Raw genomic sequence first — 18,174 nt, forward strand, 5'->3', positions numbered from 1 at the left:
GGCGCGAAGCGGCCCTGTTTTGGGTCTGCTGCGCAGCCCAGCGGGAGCAAGCTCCCTCGCCACAGGGTTTGAGTGGACTCAAGATATCCGCGTATCCAAGGAGGATTGGTCCCATGCCTGAATTATTCCTGGACGGCCGCCCGCTCTCGGTTGCCAACGGCACCAGCGTCGCGGCGGCGTTGGCATTAGGCGCGGACGGTTGCAGTCGCACCTCGGTCAGCGGCCAGCGGCGTGCGCCGTTGTGCGGCATGGGCATCTGCCAGGAGTGCCGGGTGCTGATCGATGGCCGTCGCCGCCTGGCCTGCCAGACCCTGTGCGACGACGGCATGCAGGTGCAGACCCGACCATGAACGAAACCACCGACCTGCTGATCATCGGCGCCGGCCCCGCCGGTATGGCCGCCGCCCTCGCCGCGGCCAGCAGCGGTGCGCGCATCGTGCTGCTGGACGACAACCCGCTGCCGGGCGGGCAGATCTGGCGCGACGGCCCCCAGGCCAACCTGCCCAGCACGGCGCGACGCCTGCGCGAGCAACTGCACACCTGCGCCAACGTGCGCCGCCATGCCGGCACCCGGGTAATCGCCTGCGCGGCGGATAAAACCTTGCTGGTGGAAGATGCCGAGCGCGGCTGGCAGATCAGCTACGAGCGCTTGATCCTCTGCACCGGTGCCCGTGAGTTGCTGCTGCCGTTTCCTGGCTGGACACTGCCCGGCGTGACTGGCGCCGGTGGGTTGCAGGCGCTGATCAAGAGTGGCTTGCCGGTGCGTGGCGAACGGCTGGTCATCGCCGGCAGCGGCCCCTTGCTGTTGGCCAGCGCCGCCACGGCAAAGCATCAAGGTGCACAGGTGTTGCGCATCGCCGAGCAGGCCAGTCGCACCGCTGTCGCCGGTTTCGCCGCGCAACTGCCGCGCTGGCCGGGGAAGTTTTTCCAATCGTTCAGTCTGTTCGACCGGCACTACCGTACCGACACCCACGTGGTGGAAGCGCTCGGTCGGGAGCGGCTGGAGGGCGTGCGCCTGCATCAGCAAGGCAAGACGATTGAATTGGCCTGCGACCGGCTCGCCTGTGGCTTCGGGCTCATTCCCAATACCCAATTAGGCCAGGCCCTGGGCTGCGCGGTTGAAGACCAGGCATTGGCGGTTGACGCCTGGCAAGCGACCACTCGCCATGGACATTACGCCGCAGGGGAATGCACCGGTTTCGGCGGCAGCGAACTGGCGTTGGTGGAAGGCGCCATCGCCGGCCATGCCGCCGTTGGCAATAGCGCAGCCGCCCAGCAGCTGTGGCCGCGCCGCGCACGTTGGCAGGGTTTCGCCGGGGCATTGAACAAGGCCTTCGCCCTCGATCCACGGCTCAAGACCCTGGCCCGCAGCGACACCCTGGTCTGCCGCTGCGAAGACGTACCGTACGGCGAACTGGTCGGCCACGAAAACTGGCGCGAAGCAAAACTGGCCAGCCGCTGCGGCATGGGCGCCTGCCAGGGTCGCGTGTGCGGCGCCGCCCTGGAACACCTGTTCGGCTGGACACCACCGACACCCCGCCCGCCCTTCAGCCCGGCGCGGATCGAAACCTTGCTGAACCTGGAAGAAACCCCACCCACCTGAACCCAACACACATCCCACTCTAACCTGCATAGTCATACAACCTGCACTCACCGCAATTCCCTGTGGGAGCTGAGCTTGCTCGCGATAGCGGTGGGTCAGCTTGCGGTGATGTTGGCTGTGCCGCCGTCATCGCGAGCAAGCTCGCTCCCACATGGGTTCCTGCGGTGCCTGCAAAGTCGAAGTTCACCGCAAATCCCTGTGGGAGCGAGCCTGCTCGCGATGGCGGCGTGACAGGCACTACATTTTCAACTGACACTGCGCCATCGCTCCCACAAAAAAGACGACGCCGGCCATGTACCCCTCGCTCACTTCCCTAGCCCCCTGCGACCTCGACACCCTGCTGCGCAGCCTGCAGCCCATCGCCCCGCTGCTGGACACCCTCGCGGACGTGGTGTTTTTCATCAAGGACCAGCAGGCCCGCTACGCCTTCGTCAACCAGACCCTGGCCCGGCGCTGCGGTTTCAAACACAGCGGCGACCTGCTCGGCCTCACCGCCGACCAGGTGTTCCCCGAGCGCTTCGGCCCGCTGTACACCGAACAGGATCGCCGGGTGCTGGCCAGCGGGCGGGAGTTGGCCGACCAGCTCGAACTGCATTTGTATTATGGCAACCAGCCCGTCTGGTGCCTGACCCACAAGCTCGCCCTGCACGATCCAAACGGTCAGGTCGTCGGCCTGGCCGGGATTTCCCGCGACCTGCAACTGCCGCAATCGAGCCATCCGGCGTTTCACAAACTGGCGGCGGTGGACGCCCATATCAAGCAGCACTTCGCCCGCTCCATCAGCCTGGCCGAGCTGACCGCCATTGCCGAATTGTCGGTGGCGCAACTGGAGCGACACTGCAAACGCATCTTCCAACTCACACCGCGGCAGATGATCCACAAGGCACGACTGGAAGAAGCCTCACGGCTGTTACTCGACAACGACCTGCCAATCACCGAGATCGCCCTGCGCTGCGGTTACACCGACCACAGTGCCTTCAGCCGCCAGTTCCGCGCCCTGACCAGCCTGTCGCCGAGCCAGTATCGCGAGAATCAACGCTGATCCTTGTTCCCTGATGGGGCATCGGTTCCTATGTCTGCTCCCATCTGTAACACCTCTAGCCCAACGTAGCACCCCGCGCTTATGTGTACCGCCCACCGGGAATGCCTCTAGATCGACCCTCCAGCGCCATTACTGCGCCGCAAGCAGAAACAGGCACGCCGATTGCTTATCTAATATCGTATACGAAATCCTCAATACGATATCTCACCGCATTTATTCGACAGCGAGGCATTTATGAAAAACCCAGCATTGGCCGTAGCCCTCAGCGTTGTCCTCACCCCGCTTTTCATCGCCCCTGCCCATGCCGACAAGCTCGATGACATCATCGGCTCCGGCAAGCTGCGTTGCGCCGTGACCCTGGACTTCCCACCCATGGGCTTTCGCGATGAAAGCAACAAGCCGGCGGGATTCGACGTGGACTATTGCCAGGATCTGGCGAAGGTCCTCGGTGTCGATGCCGAAGTGGTGGAAACCCCGTTCTCCGACCGCATCCCCGCGCTGCTGTCCGGCCGCGCCGATGTCATCGTCGCCTCCACCTCCGACACCTTGGAGCGGGCCAAGACCGTGGGCCTGACTGTGCCCTACTTCGCCTTCCAGATGGTCGTGCTGACCCGCGACAACACCGGCATCAACAGCTACGCCGACCTCAAGGGCAAGGCCCTGGGCAACACCAGCAGCACCTACGAAGCCATCGCCCTGGAGAAAGACCAGAAGAGTTGGGGCAGCGGCACCTTCCGCGCCTACCAGTCGCAGAACGACACCCTGCTAGCCGTCGCCCAGGGGCACATCGATGCCACCGTGGTGACCAACACCGTGGCCGCCGCGACCCTCAAGTCGGGCAAGTACAAGGGCCTGAAGATTGCCGGTGACGCGCCCTACGTCATCGACTACGTGTCCCTCGGCGCCAAGCGCAGCGAATACGGCCTGCTCAACTACCTCAACCTGTTCGTCAACCAGCAGGTGCGCACGGGTCGCTACAAGGAGCTGTTCGTCAAATGGGTCGGCACCGACATCCCGCCGGCCAACCTGACCGTTCCCCAGGTCTACTACTGAGGATCGGCGCATGCCAAGCACGCCTGTCCGTGTGAAAGGCCGCAGCCTGGTGGAGGGTGCCGCCCAGGGCGCCCTGCTGTTCGCCGATGTTGGCTTGAGCTTCTGGGGCGGGGTCGATCCAGCCAGCGGCGAGGTCATCGACCGCCACCATCCCTTGAGTGGCCAGCGCCTGGCCGGGCGCGTGCTGGCGATCCCCAGCGGACGCGGCTCCTGCACCGGCAGCAGCGTCTTGATGGAGCTGATCAGCAACGGCCATGCACCGGCGGCCCTGGTGCTGGCCGAAGCCGATGAAATCCTGACCCTGGGCGTGCTGGTGGCGCAGGTGATTTTCCAACGCTCGCTGCCGGTGGTGTGCGTGGGGCACGAGGCCTTCGATGGGCTGCGCGGCCAGGGTTTCGTGCGCCTGGAAGGCGACGTCCTGACCCTGTCTGGCCGGCCGCCAAACGACGGTTGGCAAGGTTCTGACGCAACGCCACAGCCGTCCACGTTCCCAACCCTGGCACTCAGCGAACAGGACCGGGCGTTGCTCGACGGCGCCCACGGCAAGGCTGCCCAAGTGGCGATGCAAATCGTGCTGCGCATGGCCGAGATCCAGGGCGCCACGCAACTGCTGGACGTGACCCAGGCCCACATCGACGGCTGCATCTACACCGGCCCGGCCAGCCTGCGCTTTGCCGAACAACTGGTGCAGTGGGGGGCGAAGGTTCGCGTGCCCACTACCCTCAATTCCATTTCCGTGGACCAGCGTCGCTGGCGCGAGCTGGGCGTCGATCCAGCCCTGGGCGTGCCGGCCAGTGCCCTGGGCGATGCCTACATGGCGATGGGCGCGCAACTGAGTTTCACCTGCGCCCCCTACCTGCTGGACACCGCGCCAAAGGCCGGCGAACAAATCGTCTGGGCCGAATCCAACGCGGTGGTCTACGCCAACAGCGTGCTGGGGGCGCGCACGCAAAAGTACCCGGACTTCCTCGATATCTGCATTGCCCTGTGCGGGCGGGCGCCGTTGACCGGCTGCCACCTCGACGACCCGCGCAAGGCCCAACTGATCGTCGACGTACCGGCGCTGGGTCACGTGGATGACAGTTTCTATCCGCTGCTGGGCTATCACATCGGCAGCCTGGCGGGCCGGCGCATCCCGCTGATACGCGGGCTGGAACACGCCGCGCCGACCCTGGACGACCTCAAGGCCTTCGGCGCCGCGTTCGCCACCACCAGCGCCGCGCCGTTGTTCCACATCGCCGAGGTAACGCCAGAAGCCCTCGACCCGGCCGATGTCCTGGAGAGCGACGTCACCTTGCCGAAGGAAAGCGTCGATACCGCCGGCCTGCTTGCCAGTTGGCGCGAGCTCAACAGCGCCCGGGACAACTGGGTGGACGTGGTGTCCCTGGGTAACCCGCATTTCTCCCTCAGCGAATTCGCCGCCCTCGCGACCTTGTGCGCGGGTCGGGTCAAGCATCCCTATGTGGTGCTGGCGATCACCTGTGGCCGGACGGTACTTGAGCAGGCCCGTAAAGCCGGGTATCTGGCCGCCATCGAGGCCTTTGGCGCGGTGCTGGTGACCGACACCTGCTGGTGCATGTTGGGCGAACCGGTGATTCCACCCCACGCCACCACGCTGATGACCAACTCCGGTAAATACGCCCACTACGCACCGGGCCTGGTCGGGCGTGGGGTGCACTTTGCCGCCCTCGCCGAATGCGTCGAGGCCGCCTGCAGCGCCTCGACCCGCGGCCAACCGCCGACATGGCTGCAACCCACCGCCCGCACGGGGAGCCCGACCCATGTTTGACTACAGCTTCCAATGGCGCCCGGCCTTGCGCGCCCTGCCCGACATGCTCGCCGGGGCCTGGGTAACGTTCGAAACCGCCGCGCTGTCGATGATATTCGGCGTGCTGATCGCCCTGGTGCTGACGGTCATGCGCCAGGCCCCGAATCGCGTGCTGCGGGGGGTGGGCAACGGCTGGGTGTCCATCGCCCGCAACACACCCTCGCTGTTCCAGATCTACATCCTCTACTTCGGTCTCGGCTCCCTCGGGCTGCACGTCAGTTCCTGGCTGGCCTTGCTGGCCGGGATCACCTTCAACAACGCCGGCTACCTGGCGGAAAACTTTCGCGGCGGCCTCAAGGCCGTGCCCAGTACGCAAATGCGCGCCGCCCGTTCCTTGGGGATGAGCGCCTTCCAGGCGTACCGGATGATCATCGTCCCGCAACTGTTGCGCATCGTGTTCTACCCGTTAACCAACCAGATGGTCTGGGCGGTGCTGATGACGTCACTGGGGGTGGTGGTCGGCCTGAACAACGACCTCACCGGTGTCACCCAGGAATACAACGTCAAGACCTTCCGCACCTTCGAATACTTCGCCCTCGCGGCAGTGCTGTATTACCTGATCGCCAAGCTGATCGTCGGGCTGGCCCGGCTGTTGTCCTGGCGCTTGTTTCGTTATTGAGGAGCGTGGGTCATGTTTTCTACAAGCCTCAGCGTCAACGACCTGCTGTATTTGCTCGAGGGGGCCTGGGTCACGCTGCAACTGACTGTCTGGTCGATCCTGTTGGGCACCCTGGCCGGGTTGCTGTTCGGCCTGTTACGGGCGTTGTTGCCACGGGCCAGCCTGCCGTTGGCCTGGTTGCTGGACGTGTTCCGCAGCGTGCCGCTGCTGATCCAGTTCGTATTGTTCAACTCCCTCAAGAGCATCGCCGGCCTGAACCTCAGCGCCTTTGCCGTCGGTTGCATCGTGCTTGGGATCTATGCCGCCGCGTACTTCACCGAGATCGTCCGTGGGGGTGTGCTGGCGGTGCCGCTGAGCACCCGCCGGGCCAGTCGGTCACTGGGCCTGAGCTATGTGCAGGACCTGCGGTTCATCGTCCTGCCGATTGCCACGCGGGTGGCCTTTCCCGGCTGGCTGAACCTGGTGCTGGGCGTGATGAAAGACACCGCCCTGGTGATGTGGATCGGCATCGTCGAATTGCTGCGGGCCTCGCAAACCATCGTCACGCGCATTCAGGAACCCCTGCTGGTGCTGTGCATCGCGGGCCTCATTTACTACGTCATGAGCCTGGTGGTCGCCCGCCTCGGCGCACGCCTGGAAAGAAGGTGGCAGGAAAATGATTGAGATCGAAAACGTACACAAATCCTTCGGTGACCTGGAAGTGGTCAAGGGGGTGAGCCTGACCGTGGACAAGGGTGAAGTGGTGTCGATCATCGGCGGTTCCGGCTCCGGCAAGTCGACCTTGCTGATGTGCATCAACGGCCTGGAACCGATCCAGAAAGGCAGCATCCGCGTGGACGGCATCGAGGTCCACGACCGCGCCACCGACCTCAATCGCCTGCGGCAGAAAATCGGCATCGTGTTCCAGCAATGGAACGCCTTCCCCCACCTGACTGTGCTGGAAAACGTGATGCTCGCGCCGCGCAAGGTGTTGGGCAAAAGCAAGCAGGATGCCGAAGCACTGGCGGTGCAGCAGCTTGAGCATGTGGGCCTGGGGGACAAGCTCAAGGCCTTCCCCGGCAAGCTTTCCGGCGGCCAGCAGCAACGCATGGCCATCGCCCGGGCGCTGGCGATGTCGCCGGACTACATGCTCTTCGACGAAGCCACCTCGGCCCTGGACCCGCAACTGGTGGGCGAAGTGCTGGACACCATGCGCATGCTCGCCGAAGACGGCATGACCATGGTGCTGGTGACCCACGAGATCCGCTTCGCCCGGGACGTGTCCGACCGCGTGGCGTTCTTTTGCAATGGCCGGGTCCATGAGATCGGGCCGCCAGACCAGGTGATCGGCAATCCGGTGCAGCCGGAGACGGCGGCTTTTCTCAAGTCGGTGAAATAGCCGATGGCCTCATCGCGAGCAAGCTCGCTCCCACAGGGGAACGCATTTCAATGTGGGAGCGAGCTTGCCCGCGATGAGGCCCGACCAGACAACCCAAGGATTTGATCCATGCGCTCATCAAAAGTCATCCATGTCGTCAGCTGCCACGCCGAAGGCGAAGTCGGCGATGTGATCGTCGGCGGCGTCGCCCCGCCGCCCGGCGCCACGGTGTGGGAGCAGTCACGCTGGATCGCCCAGGACCAGACCCTGCGCAACTTCGTCCTCAACGAGCCCCGCGGCGGGGTGTTCCGACACGTCAACCTGCTGGTGCCGGCCAAGGACCCGCGGGCGCAGATGGCCTGGATCATTATGGAACCGGCCGACACCCCGCCGATGTCCGGCTCCAACTCGTTGTGCGTCGCCACCGTGTTGCTGGACAGCGGCATCCTGCCGATGACCGAACCCCAGACCCGCCTGGTGCTCGAAGCCCCGGGCGGCCTGATCGAAGCCGTGGCCGACTGCCGCGACGGCAAGGTGCAACGGGTCGAGATCAAGAACGTGCCCTCCTTCGCCGACCGCCTCGATGCCTGGATCGAAGTCGAGGGCCTGGGCGCGTTGCAGGTGGACACGGCGTATGGCGGCGACAGCTTTGTCATCGTCGACGCCCAGCGCCTGGGCTTTGCCATCCGCCCTGACGAAGCCGCCGAACTGGTGGCCGTGGGACTGAAGATCACTCGTGCAGCCAACGAACAACTGGGCTTCGTGCACCCGCTGAACCCCGACTGGTCGCACATCTCGTTCTGCCAGATTGCCGCGCCGATCGTCCAGGAAAACGGCATCGCCACCGGCGCCAATGCCGTGGTGATCCAGCCCGGCAAGATCGACCGCTCGCCCACCGGCACCGGCTGCTCGGCGCGCATGGCGGTGCTGCACGCCAAGGGCTTGATGCAGGTCGGCGACCGCTTTATCGGCCGCTCGATCATCGGCTCCGAATTCCACTGCCGCATCGACTCTTTGACGGACGTGGCCGGACGCCCGGCGATTTATCCGTGCATCGCCGGACGGGCGTGGATCACCGGGACGCATCAGCTGTTGCTCGACCCGGGCGATCCGTGGCCCGAGGGCTACCGGCTTTCGGATACCTGGCCGGGCGCATGACTTTCAGATTCACCCAAAACCCTTGTGGCGAGGGAGCTTGCTCCCGCTGGGCTGCGCAGCAGTCCTGAAGACTGACAACTCGGTGCGTCAGTCCGATCCCGGGGGCCGCTTCGCGACCCAGCGGGAGCAAGCTCCCTCGCCACAAAAGCACTATCAAAAACGGAGACAACCATGAGCAAACGCATCAACTGGAGCGGCGTCTTCCCTGCCGTCACCACCCAATTCAACGATGACTTTTCCATCAACCTGGAAAAAACCCACCAAGTGATTTCCAACGTCATTCGTGACGGTGTTTCCGGCCTGGTGGTCTGCGGGTCGGTGGGGGAAAACACCTCCTTGAGCGCCGAGGAAAAAATCGCCGTGACCGAAGTCGCGGTAGACGCCTCCCGTGGCCGCGTGCCGGTGATCTGCGGCGTGGCCGAATTCACCAGCGTGCAAGCCGCCAAGGTCGCCAACGCGGTGCGCAAGGTTGGCGTCGACGGGGTGATGCTGATGCCGGCGCTGGTCTATGGCTCCAAACCCTTCGAGACCGCCGAGCATTTCCGCTACGTGGCCCGGCATGCCGACGTGCCCTTGATGGTCTACAACAACCCGCCGATCTACAAGAATGACGTGACACCGGACATCCTGATTTCACTGGCCGATTGCGACAACGTGGTGTGTTTCAAGGATTCCTCCGGTGATACCCGGCGGTTCATCGACGTGCGCAACGAAGTCGGCGACCGCTTTGTGTTGTTCGCCGGCCTCGATGACGTGGTGCTGGAAAGCCTCGCCGTGGGGGCCGAAGGTTGGGTCTCGGGGATGTCCAATGTGTTCCCGAAAGAAGGCGAAACCATTTTCCGCCTGGCCCGCGCCGGACGCTTTGCCGAGGCGATGCCGATCTACGAATGGCTGATGCCGATCCTGCACCTGGACGCCCGCGCCGACCTGGTGCAATGCATCAAGCTGTGCGAATTCGTCGCCGGCCGCGGCAGCGCCCTCACCCGCCCACCGCGCCTGGCCCTGCCGGAAGCGGACCGGGTATTTGTGGAGCAGATCATGGCCAAGGCCCTGGCGAATCGGCCGATGTTGCCGGATGTGGGGCTTTGACCCAAGGGCATGGCGCTAACTGGCGGTGATTGGGAGGCCGCCATCGCGAGCAAGCTCGCTCCCACAGGGCCGAAGGTGCAAGGAGATTTGCAGCCCATATAAAATCCCTTGTGGGAGCGAGCTTGCTCGCGATAGCGGTCTGCCTGAGCCGGCTATGCTGGATGTGCCGACTAAATCGCGAGCAAGCTCGCTCCCGCAATATTTTGACGAGGCTTCCCATGAATTATTTCCTGGCCCAGGCCCTGAACAACCGATGGGCCAACCACAGGCTGCTCGGCGCCTGCGCGGCGTTGAGCGAGGCCGAATACGAAGCGCCGCGCACGGGGTTCTTCTCGTCCATCCAAGCCACGCTTTGCCACATCCTGGAAGTGGACCGCTATTACCTCACTGCCCTGGAAGGCGACCGCGATGGGCAGATAAAGGACTTTTCCGAAACCCTGGCCTTTGCCCAACTGAAGCAAAGCCAAACCCAGACCGACCAGCGGCTGGTGGCGTTCTGCGAAGCCCTGCGGGAGAAAGACCTCGCCCGCTCCGTGGAGCTGGTACGTGTCGACGGTGTGGTGCGCGAGCGCATCGACCGGCTGCTGTTGCACCTGTTCGAACATCAGATCCATCACCGCGGCCAGGTGCATGCGATGCTCAGTGGCACCGGCATCAAGCCACCGCAGCTCGATGAGTTCTTCCTCGACTGCGACCGTAGGTTTCGGCAAGACGAAGAGCAGCCACTGCAACTCAACGAAACGACCGTCTGGCAAGCCTATCGGCCGGACTGAACGTCGCCCCTGGCCGAAAAAAATGCGATGGCCGCTGCCGGCCATCGCCAAATCGCCCACGTCAGGCGCTCTCAGATCCGTGCGGGAGACACGATGATCTTCACGTTGTGCTCCTTGTTATTGACCAACTCCTCGAAGCCCTGGCCGACAATCTGCTCCAGCTGGATGCGACCCGTGACCAGTGGCGAAATGTCCAAGCGCCCATCGGCAATGAAGGCAATCACATCGGCGAATTCACCGTTGTAGGCCAGCGCGCCGAGCACTTGCTTCTCGGTGGAGACCAGTTCAAAGAAGTTGAACTCGCTCGGTTCCTCGAAAATGCCCACCAACACACACTTGCCGGCCTTGCGGATCAGGTCGATGGCCAGTTTCGCGGTGTGTTTGTTGCCGATGCACTCGAAACTGACATCGGCCCCCAGGCCACCGGTCAGGCGGCGGACTTCAGCCAGGGCGTCGCATTCGTTCGGATCGATCACATGGCTGGCCCCGACTTCCAGGGCCTTGGCCTTGCGCGCACCGGACATTTCCAAGGCGATCACCTGGGCCGCCCCGGCGGCCTTGGCGCACATGATGGTGCACAGGCCAATGGTGCCGGCACCCACCACCACGACGTTCTGGCCCAGCAGGCTGCCGGCCTTTTTCACCGCATGCATGCCCACCGCCAATGGCTCGATCAACGCACCGGCCTCGGCCGGGAAATCGGCGGGCAGTTTGTAGAGCAGGTTGGCCGGCACGTTGACCAACTCGGCGAACGCACCGTTGTTCATCAGCCCGGTGAAGGCCAGGTTCTCGCAAATGTTGTAGAGCCCGTGGGTGCAGTAATAGCAGGTGCCGCAATGCTGGCAGGCGTCCGCCGCCACCGGCTCGCCGACACTGAAGCCTTCGACGCCGGCGCCCAGCTCGACGATCTCGCCGCAGAACTCATGGCCGAGGATGCACTGGCCCTTGATCCCGGTCAGCGGGTGTGGCGCGTCCACCGGGATGAACACCGGCCCGGCCACGTATTCATGCAGGTCGGAGCCGCAGATGCCGCACCATTGCACGCGGATCTGCACCCAACCGGCGGGCGGCGAAACCGGCAGTGGCACGTCTTCGACGCGGATGTCGTTGCGGCCATGCCAGACGGCGGCGCGCATGCTGCGGGTCGGCTTGATTGAAACGTTCATAACGTTGCCTCCAGGATTGTGTAGGGACGACGACGCATGTCGCCGCCCACTTGATCAGTGCTGCTCGACGAAGCCGAGGATCAGCCGGTTGACCTGCTCGGCCGCTTCCATTTGCACCATGTGGCCCTGGCCGGACAGCACCTCCACCTGGGCACTCAGCCCGTCGCTGTGGGCCGCCGGGATGATCGCGTCGTCGCTGCCCCAGATCACCAGGGTCGGTACGTCGCCGGCCTGCACCACTTCGCGCAAGTCCATCTGTTGGCGGCCGTCGGCGAACAGCGTCGCTGCCAGTTGCCGCAGCGCCGCATCCACGCCCTCCAGGCGCTTGTACTTGAGCATGTCGTCGAGCATCTGGCGGTTGACCAGCTCGGCATTGGAAAACAGTTGCACCAGTTGCGGCTTGAGGGCGTTGCGGTTGGCCGCTTCGACGAAACCTTGCAGGTAGCTGCCGTTGATCTGCGCGCCCAACCCGGCGCTGCCGATCAAAGTCAGCGACCGGACGCGCTGGGGCATCAGGCGTGCGGCATTCAGCGACACCGCCCCACCCATGGAATGCCCCACCAGATGCGCGGCGTTGATGTCCAGGTGATCGAGCAAGGCCAGCACCACGCCGCTCAATTCGTCCAGATCGCCGCGTTGCAGGGCTTTCGAAGATTCGCCGTGGCCCGGCAGGTCTAGGGCAATGACTCGACGCCCAGCCGCCAACGCCTCATGGTTGAACAGCCAGTTGTTCAGGTCGCCGCCGAAACCATGCACTAGCAACAACGGCGTACCGCCCTCGCCCCGCTCGAAATAGCGAATCACCCGGCCGTCCAACTCGACTTTCTGCGGTTTCGGCCCGCTGTCTTCGTCGGCCGCATCGCCAGGCACAAAGGTCGATTGGAACTGTTCGATGACCGCATCGATCTCGGCATCGCTGGCTTCGCCGTCGACCACGATGCCGAGCAAGGCGCCGACCGCCAGGGTTTCATCCTGGCGGGCGATCTGGCGGCGCAGGATGCCGGAAAACGGCGCCTCGACGCTGCTGGAGATCTTGTCGGTCTCGACGTCCATCACTTCATCGCCCTTGGTGATGGCCTGGCCCTCCTCCTTGAGCCAGGCATCGACCCGGCCCTCGGTCATCGACAGGCCCCACTTGGGCATGGTCAGGGTATGAATCTGGCTCATCAGCGCTTGCTCCACTCGATCACGTTGAGCACGGCTTGTTCGATCTTCGCCGCGTCAGGGATGTACAGGTCTTCCAGCGCATCGGAGAACGGCACCGGGGTGTGCGGCGCGGTGACCATCTCGATCGGCGCCTTGAGCGCGGCAAAGGCTTTTTGCGCCACCAGCGCCGAAATATCGGTGGCCATGGAACAGCGTGGGTTGGCCTCGTCGATCACCACCAGGCGCCCGGTCTTCTCGACACTTTCCAGGATGCTGTCCTCGTCCAGCGGGCTGGTGGTGCGCAGGTCGATGACTTCGCAGTCGATGCCACGCCCGGCCAGGCTGCGCGCCGCGTCCATCGCGGTGTTGACCATGCGCCCGTACGAGACCAGGGTCACGTCCTTGCCGTCGCGCAGGAAGTTGGCCTCGCCAAAGGGAATGGTATAGAGCTCTTCCGGCACCTCGCCTTGCATGCTGTAGAGCAACTTGTGCTCGCAGAAGATCACCGGGTCGTTGTCGCGGATCGCCTGGATCAGCAGGCCCTTGGCGTCGTAAGGCGACGATGGGCAGACCACTTTCAGCCCGGGGATGTGCGTCCACAACGATGTGAGCATCTGCGAATGCTGGGCGGCGGCGCGCAGGCCGGCGCCGACCATGGTGCGGATCACCAGGGGTGTGGAGGCCTTGCCGCCGAACATGTAGCGAAACTTCGCCGCCTGGTTGAGGATCTGGTCCAGGCAACAGCCGGCAAAGTCGACGAACATCAGTTCGCAGACCGGGCGCACGCCGCAGGTGGCGGCCCCGACCGCCGCGCCGACGTAACCGATTTCCGACAGCGGCGTGTCCAGCACGCGGCCGGGGAACTGGGCGTAAAGCCCCTTGGTGACGCCGAGCACGCCGCCCCAGGCGTCGTTTTCACCGGGCGCGCCGGCACCACCGGCCACGTCCTCACCCATGATGAAGACGCTGGAGTCGCGGCGCATTTCCTGGGCCAGGGCCTCGTTGATTGCCTGCTGATAGCTGATTTTTCTCGCCATGATGGGATTCTCTATTGTTGTTATTCAGGGGGGGCGTTCAGGGATAGCTGACGTAGACGTCGGTCAGCAGGTCCGCCGCGGAGGGCTTGGGATCGGACTTGGCCTTGTACACGGCGTTTTCGATCAGCATGTCCACCTCCTTGTCGATCTGGTCCAACTGCTCGACGGTGAGCAAGCCGGCCCGAGTGGTGCGCTCGCGGAACTGCATCAGGCAGTCCTGGTTCTCGCGAAAATGCTTGACCTCGTCGGGCGCCCGATAGGTTTGGGCGTCGCCCTCGAAGTGGCCGTAGTAGCGGGTCAGCTTGACCTCGATCAGCGACGGCCCTTCCCCGGCACGGGCGCGCTCGACGGCGGCCCCGGCGGCTTCATGCACGGCGAAGAAGTCAAAGCCATCCACCGTCACCCCGGGCATGCCGAACCCGGCCGCACGGTCGGCGATGTGATCGCAGGCCACCGACCAATTGGAAGCGGTGGCTTCGGCGTAACCGTTGTTTTCCGCGACGAACAGGCACGGCAGGTTCCACACCGAGGCCATGTTCATGGCTTCGAACACCGCGCCCTCGTTGGAGCCGCCGTCGCCGAAAAACACCACGGCGACGCTGTCGGTGCCCTTGAGCCGGGCCGCCAGGGCAGCGCCGACCACCAGCGGCGCACCGGCACCGACGATGCCATTGGCGCCGAGCATGCCCTTCTCGAAATCGGCGATGTGCATCGAACCGCCCTTGCCTTGGCAGACGCCAGTCTTCTTGCCATAGATCTCGGCCATCATCCCGTAGACATCCACGCCCTTGGCGATGCAATGGCCGTGACCACGGTGGTTGGACGCGATGCAATCGTCATCGCCCAGGTGGGCCATGACGCCGGCGGCCGAGGCTTCTTCGCCGGCATACAGGTGGACGAAACCGGGAATTTCGCCGGTCGCGAATTCCACGTGCAGGCGCTCTTCGAAGGCGCGGATGGTGCGCATCACCTGGTAGGCGTGCAGCAGTTGATCGTGGGTGAGCGGTGTCGACATTTTTATTCTCCTGGGGTGTCTTCTTGAAGATTCAGAGGGTGTTGCGGGTGTTCGCGGCCGATGGCCAGCAAACGCTGTTGCGCGGCGTAGGCCAGCACCGCGTTGACGTCGATGCTCAGCGGGCCGCCGGCATCGAGGGTGACCGTGGGCCGGTCCTGCGCGTTGAATTCGATCTCCCGCTCGCCATCCAGGGCCAGGGTGCCGCTGGAGAGGGACAAGCCGTGGGCGATGCCAGGTTCCAGGGGCCCGGCAGCAAGCACGCCACAGCCTTGCAGCAGGCCCGGCGCGAGCGGCGCCAGCAGTGCTTCGGGGGATTGCGGGTCCAGGCGCATCCAGGCACCACCCGGTGCCTGGCGTGACACCGGAAACCACAAGCCGCACAGCGCCGACAGGCCAATGGATTGCGGTTCGGCGAAGGTCACGAAGACTTCGGCCAGGTCCTGTGCGCGACTGATCGCCCGGGCGCCGACAAAGCGCAGCGGCGACACGGCGACGTCCACCAGGGCGACTTCGCGCAAGCCTCGCCCGGCATCGCAGACCAGCAAGCGCTTGTTGCGGCGCAAGCCGATCGAGTCCGGGATCCGGCCGCTGGCGTACAACCCACCGGCCAAGCCGGCACTGGTGGCCTCGCGCAGTTCGGGAAAGGCGTTGTTGGTGCCGGTGGACAGGGTCAGCAATGGGATGTCCCCCACTTCGGCGGCCACCGCCTTGTGGGTGCCGTCGCCGCCGAGCACGGCGATCAGCGCCACCTCGCGCTCGGCCATCAGGCGTGCGGCCCGGCGGGTGTCTTCGACGGTCTGGCGCAGGGTCAGGTCGAGAAACTCCAGGGCCGGCCAGTGGCTGCTGCGGGCCTGGCGGCTGTGGCTGTTCTTCAGCACGGCGGCGGCCATGCCAATCATGTCGGTGGGCATCAACACCTGTTCGATGCCGGTGGCGCCAAAAGCGGCCAGCAGGCGCTGGATCACCGAGACCTTGTCAGTGCTGGAAAACAGCCCGGCATTGGCGGTCAGGCGCCGCACGTCACGGCCCGATGCAGGGTTGGCGATGATGCCCACGGTCAATGGCCGGCGACTCATGACGCCACCGTGGAGGGAGCAGGCGAACGGCCTGGGCAGGAAACCATAGACACCTCGTTGTTATTATTGGATGACCCGTCGAGCGGGCCCCAGAGGTAGAGCAAGGGCGGTGCCAGTTGTGGGAAAAACCTGCTCAAAGCCCGGGCCAGAGCGGCCCCCATGGGATTTTCGATGAAGCGAACCGAGCCCCGGTGAGACGCCCCATGTCAGCCTGCACGAGGTTGCGGCGAGACCCTGAGACGTGGCGTCTCACAGCGCCCGAAGAACCCGTCGAGCTTGTCTGCACCCGGCGATCGGCGCTTAATGTGCGCACAACGATAAGAAGCTGAATCGGAGGCCCCTATGCTTTCCGCTCACTCCCGGGCGCACGTGGATTGCGTCAGCCGCGTGGTGAAAAACGCGAACCAATTGCCACAACTGCCCGTCCCGGACCTGATCCTCGACTCCTGGCGCCGGTCCATGGAGCAACATCACCTGGACCCCGGTTCGCTGCAGGGCCCGCGCATCCTGTCCCAGGACGTGCTCAAGCAATGCCGTGAACGCTCCGAGCTGTTCCTCAATATCGCCAGCGAAGAAGTGGCGCGCCTGCATGGCCGGGTCCGCGATGCCGACTACTGCGTGCTACTGACCGATGCCCAGGGCCAGACCATCGACTACCGGGTGGAAACCACGATCCGCAATGACTGCCGCAAGGCCGGGCTGTACCTGGGCACCTGTTGGTCGGAGGGCGAGGAAGGCACCTGCGGCGTGGCGGCGGTGCTCACGGCCAAGGCCCCGGTGACGGTGCACAAGCGCGACCATTTCCGCGCAGCGTTCATTGGCCTGACCTGCTCCGCCGCGCCGGTCTTCGACCCCCAGGGTGAATTGCTCGGGGTGCTGGACGTCTCGGCGGTGCGCTCGCCGGATGATCGGCGCTCGCAGCACCTGATCCGGCAAATGGTGGTGCAGAGCGCCCGGGAGATCGAACAGGCGTTTTTCATGAGCAGCGCCCAGGGTTACTGGGTGCTGCGGGCCCATCGCAACGCCGGCTACGTCGACAGCCAGCCGGACTTCCTGTTCGCCTGGGACGACGACGGTTGCCTGCAAGCCTTGAACCCGGCCGCCCGCCAGTACCTGCTGCAACATTACGGGCAGTTGCCGCAACACATCGGCCAGGTGTTCGACCAGCAACTACTGCACCGTGCCCGGGACGAAAGCCTCTGCTCGCTCGATCACGCCCTGCACGGGCGCTTGAGCGCGCCACGCCAGCGGGCCAGTTCACGTGCGCGGGTGGCGATGACCCCGTTGGAGATCGATCCACGCCTGGCCGACAGCCTGCGCCTGGCGGTGCGGGTCAAGGATCGCAACCTGCCGGTGCTGATCCAGGGCGAAACCGGTTCCGGCAAGGAAGTGTTCGCCCGGCAGTTGCACCAGGCCAGCCAGCGCCGCGAGCGTCCTTTCGTGGCCTTGAACTGCGCCGCCATTCCGGAAAGCCTGATCGAGAGCGAACTGTTCGGCTACGTCGCCGGCGCCTTCACCGGCGCCTCGGCCAAGGGCATGCAGGGCCTGTTGCAACAGGCCGATGGCGGCACCTTGTTCCTGGATGAAATCGGCGACATGCCGCTGGCCTTGCAGACCCGCCTGCTACGCGTCTTGGCCGAGGGTGAAGTGGCGCCGCTGGGCGCGTCCCGCCGCAAGGCCGTGGACATCCAAGTGATCTGCGCCACCCATCGCGACCTGGAGACCCTGGTGGCCGCCGGCGAGTTTCGCGAGGATTTGTATTTCCGCCTGGGCGGCGCGCGCTTCCAACTGCCCCCGTTGCGCGAACGCAGCGACCGGCTGGCGTTGATCAATCGAATTCTTGCCGAAGAGTCGACGCTGTGCGGGACAACCGTGCAATTGAGCAGCGCGGCCCTGGAATGCCTGCTCGGCTATCACTGGCCGGGCAATGTCCGCCAGTTGCGCCATGTGCTGCGTTATGCGTGCGCAGTGTGCGAAGCCAGCGTGGTCCAGCTCAGCCACCTGCCCGAGTCAATGCACCGCGTGGACGCCGCCGACCACGGGCCGGAGCCGAGCGCCAGCCCGGAACGCCAGGCACTGCTCGATGCCTTGGTGCGCCACCGCTGGAAACCCACCGCCGCCGCCCGGGCCCTGGGCATTTCCCGGGCGACCCTGTATCGACGGGTGCACCTGCATGGCATCGAAATGCCAGGCCGCAGCCCGGCCTGAAAGT

17 protein-coding genes are annotated in these 18,174 nt (G+C 64.8%); 12 read left to right on the forward strand and 5 right to left on the reverse strand.

Going from position 1 to position 18,174, the window contains the following annotated elements; genetic code table 11:
- Positions 1-113 precede the first annotated feature (113 nt).
- From LQ215_RS22730 to LQ215_RS22780, 11 genes are all read left to right on the forward strand, one after another.
- Positions 114-350 carry a 2Fe-2S iron-sulfur cluster-binding protein gene (locus LQ215_RS22730; RefSeq protein WP_230152674.1) on the forward strand — a complete coding sequence of 79 codons (237 nt, stop codon included), beginning with the start codon at positions 114-116 and terminating at the stop codon, positions 348-350.
- Complete coding sequence (locus LQ215_RS22735; RefSeq protein WP_230152675.1) at positions 347-1,603, forward strand: NAD(P)/FAD-dependent oxidoreductase; 1,257 nt, start codon at positions 347-349, stop codon at positions 1,601-1,603. The genes LQ215_RS22730 and LQ215_RS22735 overlap by 4 nt, the downstream gene beginning before the upstream one ends.
- A 292-nt stretch (positions 1,604-1,895) precedes the next feature.
- Positions 1,896-2,645 carry an AraC family transcriptional regulator gene (locus tag LQ215_RS22740; RefSeq protein WP_230152676.1) on the forward strand — a complete coding sequence of 250 codons (750 nt, stop codon included), beginning with the start codon at positions 1,896-1,898 and terminating at the stop codon, positions 2,643-2,645.
- A gap of 234 nt (positions 2,646-2,879) precedes the next feature.
- Complete coding sequence (locus tag LQ215_RS22745) at positions 2,880-3,698, forward strand: ABC transporter substrate-binding protein (RefSeq protein WP_230152677.1); 819 nt, start codon at positions 2,880-2,882, stop codon at positions 3,696-3,698.
- A gap of 10 nt (positions 3,699-3,708) precedes the next feature.
- Entirely contained in the window at positions 3,709-5,487 is a 1,779-nt protein-coding gene (lhpI, locus tag LQ215_RS22750; protein WP_230152678.1) for a cis-3-hydroxy-L-proline dehydratase, read from the forward strand.
- Entirely contained in the window at positions 5,480-6,145 is a 666-nt protein-coding gene (locus LQ215_RS22755) for an amino acid ABC transporter permease (protein ID WP_053179440.1), read from the forward strand. The genes lhpI and LQ215_RS22755 overlap by 8 nt, the downstream gene beginning before the upstream one ends.
- Positions 6,146-6,157: 12 nt before the next feature.
- Positions 6,158-6,808 (forward strand): amino acid ABC transporter permease, encoded by a 651-nt coding sequence (locus tag LQ215_RS22760; RefSeq protein WP_092172958.1) that lies wholly within the window; start codon positions 6,158-6,160, stop codon positions 6,806-6,808.
- Positions 6,801-7,523: an amino acid ABC transporter ATP-binding protein gene (locus LQ215_RS22765; RefSeq protein WP_014339127.1), complete on the forward strand. Its 723-nt coding sequence runs from the start codon at positions 6,801-6,803 to the stop codon at positions 7,521-7,523. The genes LQ215_RS22760 and LQ215_RS22765 overlap by 8 nt, the downstream gene beginning before the upstream one ends.
- A gap of 108 nt (positions 7,524-7,631) precedes the next feature.
- Positions 7,632-8,660: a trans-3-hydroxy-L-proline dehydratase gene (locus LQ215_RS22770; RefSeq protein ID WP_230152679.1), complete on the forward strand. Its 1,029-nt coding sequence runs from the start codon at positions 7,632-7,634 to the stop codon at positions 8,658-8,660.
- 171 nt (positions 8,661-8,831) lie between these two features.
- Positions 8,832-9,749 (forward strand): dihydrodipicolinate synthase family protein, encoded by a 918-nt coding sequence (locus LQ215_RS22775; protein ID WP_230152680.1) that lies wholly within the window; start codon positions 8,832-8,834, stop codon positions 9,747-9,749.
- 218 nt (positions 9,750-9,967) lie between these two features.
- Positions 9,968-10,522, forward strand: coding sequence for a DinB family protein (locus LQ215_RS22780; RefSeq protein ID WP_230152681.1), 555 nt, complete (start codon positions 9,968-9,970; stop codon positions 10,520-10,522).
- Between the two features lie 71 nt (positions 10,523-10,593).
- Here LQ215_RS22780 and LQ215_RS22785 read toward each other — a convergent pair whose 3' ends face one another.
- The 5 genes from LQ215_RS22785 to LQ215_RS22805 all read right to left on the reverse strand — a co-directional run bounded on the left by LQ215_RS22785 (position 10,594) and on the right by LQ215_RS22805 (position 15,962).
- Positions 10,594-11,658 carry a 2,3-butanediol dehydrogenase gene (locus LQ215_RS22785; protein WP_230152698.1) on the reverse strand — a complete coding sequence of 355 codons (1,065 nt, stop codon included), beginning with the start codon at positions 11,656-11,658 and terminating at the stop codon, positions 10,594-10,596.
- 84 nt (positions 11,659-11,742) lie between these two features.
- Positions 11,743-12,855, reverse strand: a complete 1,113-nt coding sequence (locus LQ215_RS22790; protein WP_230152682.1) for an acetoin dehydrogenase dihydrolipoyllysine-residue acetyltransferase subunit — start codon at positions 12,853-12,855, stop codon at positions 11,743-11,745.
- Complete coding sequence (locus LQ215_RS22795; RefSeq protein ID WP_230152683.1) at positions 12,855-13,871, reverse strand: alpha-ketoacid dehydrogenase subunit beta; 1,017 nt, start codon at positions 13,869-13,871, stop codon at positions 12,855-12,857. Before LQ215_RS22795 ends, LQ215_RS22790 begins: the two co-directional genes overlap by 1 nt.
- Before the next feature lie 37 nt (positions 13,872-13,908).
- Positions 13,909-14,886: a thiamine pyrophosphate-dependent dehydrogenase E1 component subunit alpha gene (locus LQ215_RS22800; RefSeq protein WP_230152684.1), complete on the reverse strand. Its 978-nt coding sequence runs from the start codon at positions 14,884-14,886 to the stop codon at positions 13,909-13,911.
- Positions 14,887-14,888: 2 nt separating this feature from the next.
- Complete coding sequence (locus LQ215_RS22805) at positions 14,889-15,962, reverse strand: ATP-NAD kinase family protein (protein WP_230152685.1); 1,074 nt, start codon at positions 15,960-15,962, stop codon at positions 14,889-14,891.
- A gap of 342 nt (positions 15,963-16,304) precedes the next feature.
- On the opposite strand from LQ215_RS22805, the gene LQ215_RS22810 reads away from it, so the two are divergent.
- The gene (locus tag LQ215_RS22810; RefSeq protein ID WP_230152686.1) at positions 16,305-18,170 is read left to right on the forward strand and encodes a sigma-54-dependent Fis family transcriptional regulator; all 1,866 of its coding nucleotides are present in this window, start codon (positions 16,305-16,307) and stop codon (positions 18,168-18,170) included.
- Positions 18,171-18,174 lie beyond the last annotated feature (4 nt).

The organism is Pseudomonas brassicacearum (genome assembly GCF_918698105.1).
GTDB classification, from domain to species: domain Bacteria; phylum Pseudomonadota; class Gammaproteobacteria; order Pseudomonadales; family Pseudomonadaceae; genus Aquipseudomonas; species Aquipseudomonas brassicacearum_F.

Bases quoted from the DNA above. Each gene is read 5' to 3' on its own strand.
- lhpI (WP_230152678.1), top strand. From the start codon at position 3,709: ATGCCAAGCACGCCTGTCCGTGTGAAAGGCCGCAGCCTGGTGGAGGGT.
- LQ215_RS22780 (WP_230152681.1), top strand. From the start codon at position 9,968: ATGAATTATTTCCTGGCCCAGGCCCTGAACAACCGATGGGCCAACCAC.
- LQ215_RS22755 (WP_053179440.1), top strand. From the start codon at position 5,480: ATGTTTGACTACAGCTTCCAATGGCGCCCGGCCTTGCGCGCCCTGCCC.
- LQ215_RS22775 (WP_230152680.1), top strand. From the start codon at position 8,832: ATGAGCAAACGCATCAACTGGAGCGGCGTCTTCCCTGCCGTCACCACC.
- LQ215_RS22795 (WP_230152683.1), bottom strand. From the start codon at position 13,871: ATGGCGAGAAAAATCAGCTATCAGCAGGCAATCAACGAGGCCCTGGCC.
- LQ215_RS22785 (WP_230152698.1), bottom strand. From the start codon at position 11,658: ATGCGCGCCGCCGTCTGGCATGGCCGCAACGACATCCGCGTCGAAGAC.
- LQ215_RS22740 (WP_230152676.1), top strand. From the start codon at position 1,896: ATGTACCCCTCGCTCACTTCCCTAGCCCCCTGCGACCTCGACACCCTG.
- LQ215_RS22730 (WP_230152674.1), top strand. From the start codon at position 114: ATGCCTGAATTATTCCTGGACGGCCGCCCGCTCTCGGTTGCCAACGGC.
- LQ215_RS22805 (WP_230152685.1), bottom strand. From the start codon at position 15,962: ATGAGTCGCCGGCCATTGACCGTGGGCATCATCGCCAACCCTGCATCG.
- LQ215_RS22765 (WP_014339127.1), top strand. From the start codon at position 6,801: ATGATTGAGATCGAAAACGTACACAAATCCTTCGGTGACCTGGAAGTG.
- LQ215_RS22770 (WP_230152679.1), top strand. From the start codon at position 7,632: ATGCGCTCATCAAAAGTCATCCATGTCGTCAGCTGCCACGCCGAAGGC.
- LQ215_RS22760 (WP_092172958.1), top strand. From the start codon at position 6,158: ATGTTTTCTACAAGCCTCAGCGTCAACGACCTGCTGTATTTGCTCGAG.
- LQ215_RS22800 (WP_230152684.1), bottom strand. From the start codon at position 14,886: ATGTCGACACCGCTCACCCACGATCAACTGCTGCACGCCTACCAGGTG.
- LQ215_RS22745 (WP_230152677.1), top strand. From the start codon at position 2,880: ATGAAAAACCCAGCATTGGCCGTAGCCCTCAGCGTTGTCCTCACCCCG.
- LQ215_RS22735 (WP_230152675.1), top strand. From the start codon at position 347: ATGAACGAAACCACCGACCTGCTGATCATCGGCGCCGGCCCCGCCGGT.
- LQ215_RS22810 (WP_230152686.1), top strand. From the start codon at position 16,305: ATGCTTTCCGCTCACTCCCGGGCGCACGTGGATTGCGTCAGCCGCGTG.
- LQ215_RS22790 (WP_230152682.1), bottom strand. From the start codon at position 12,855: ATGAGCCAGATTCATACCCTGACCATGCCCAAGTGGGGCCTGTCGATG.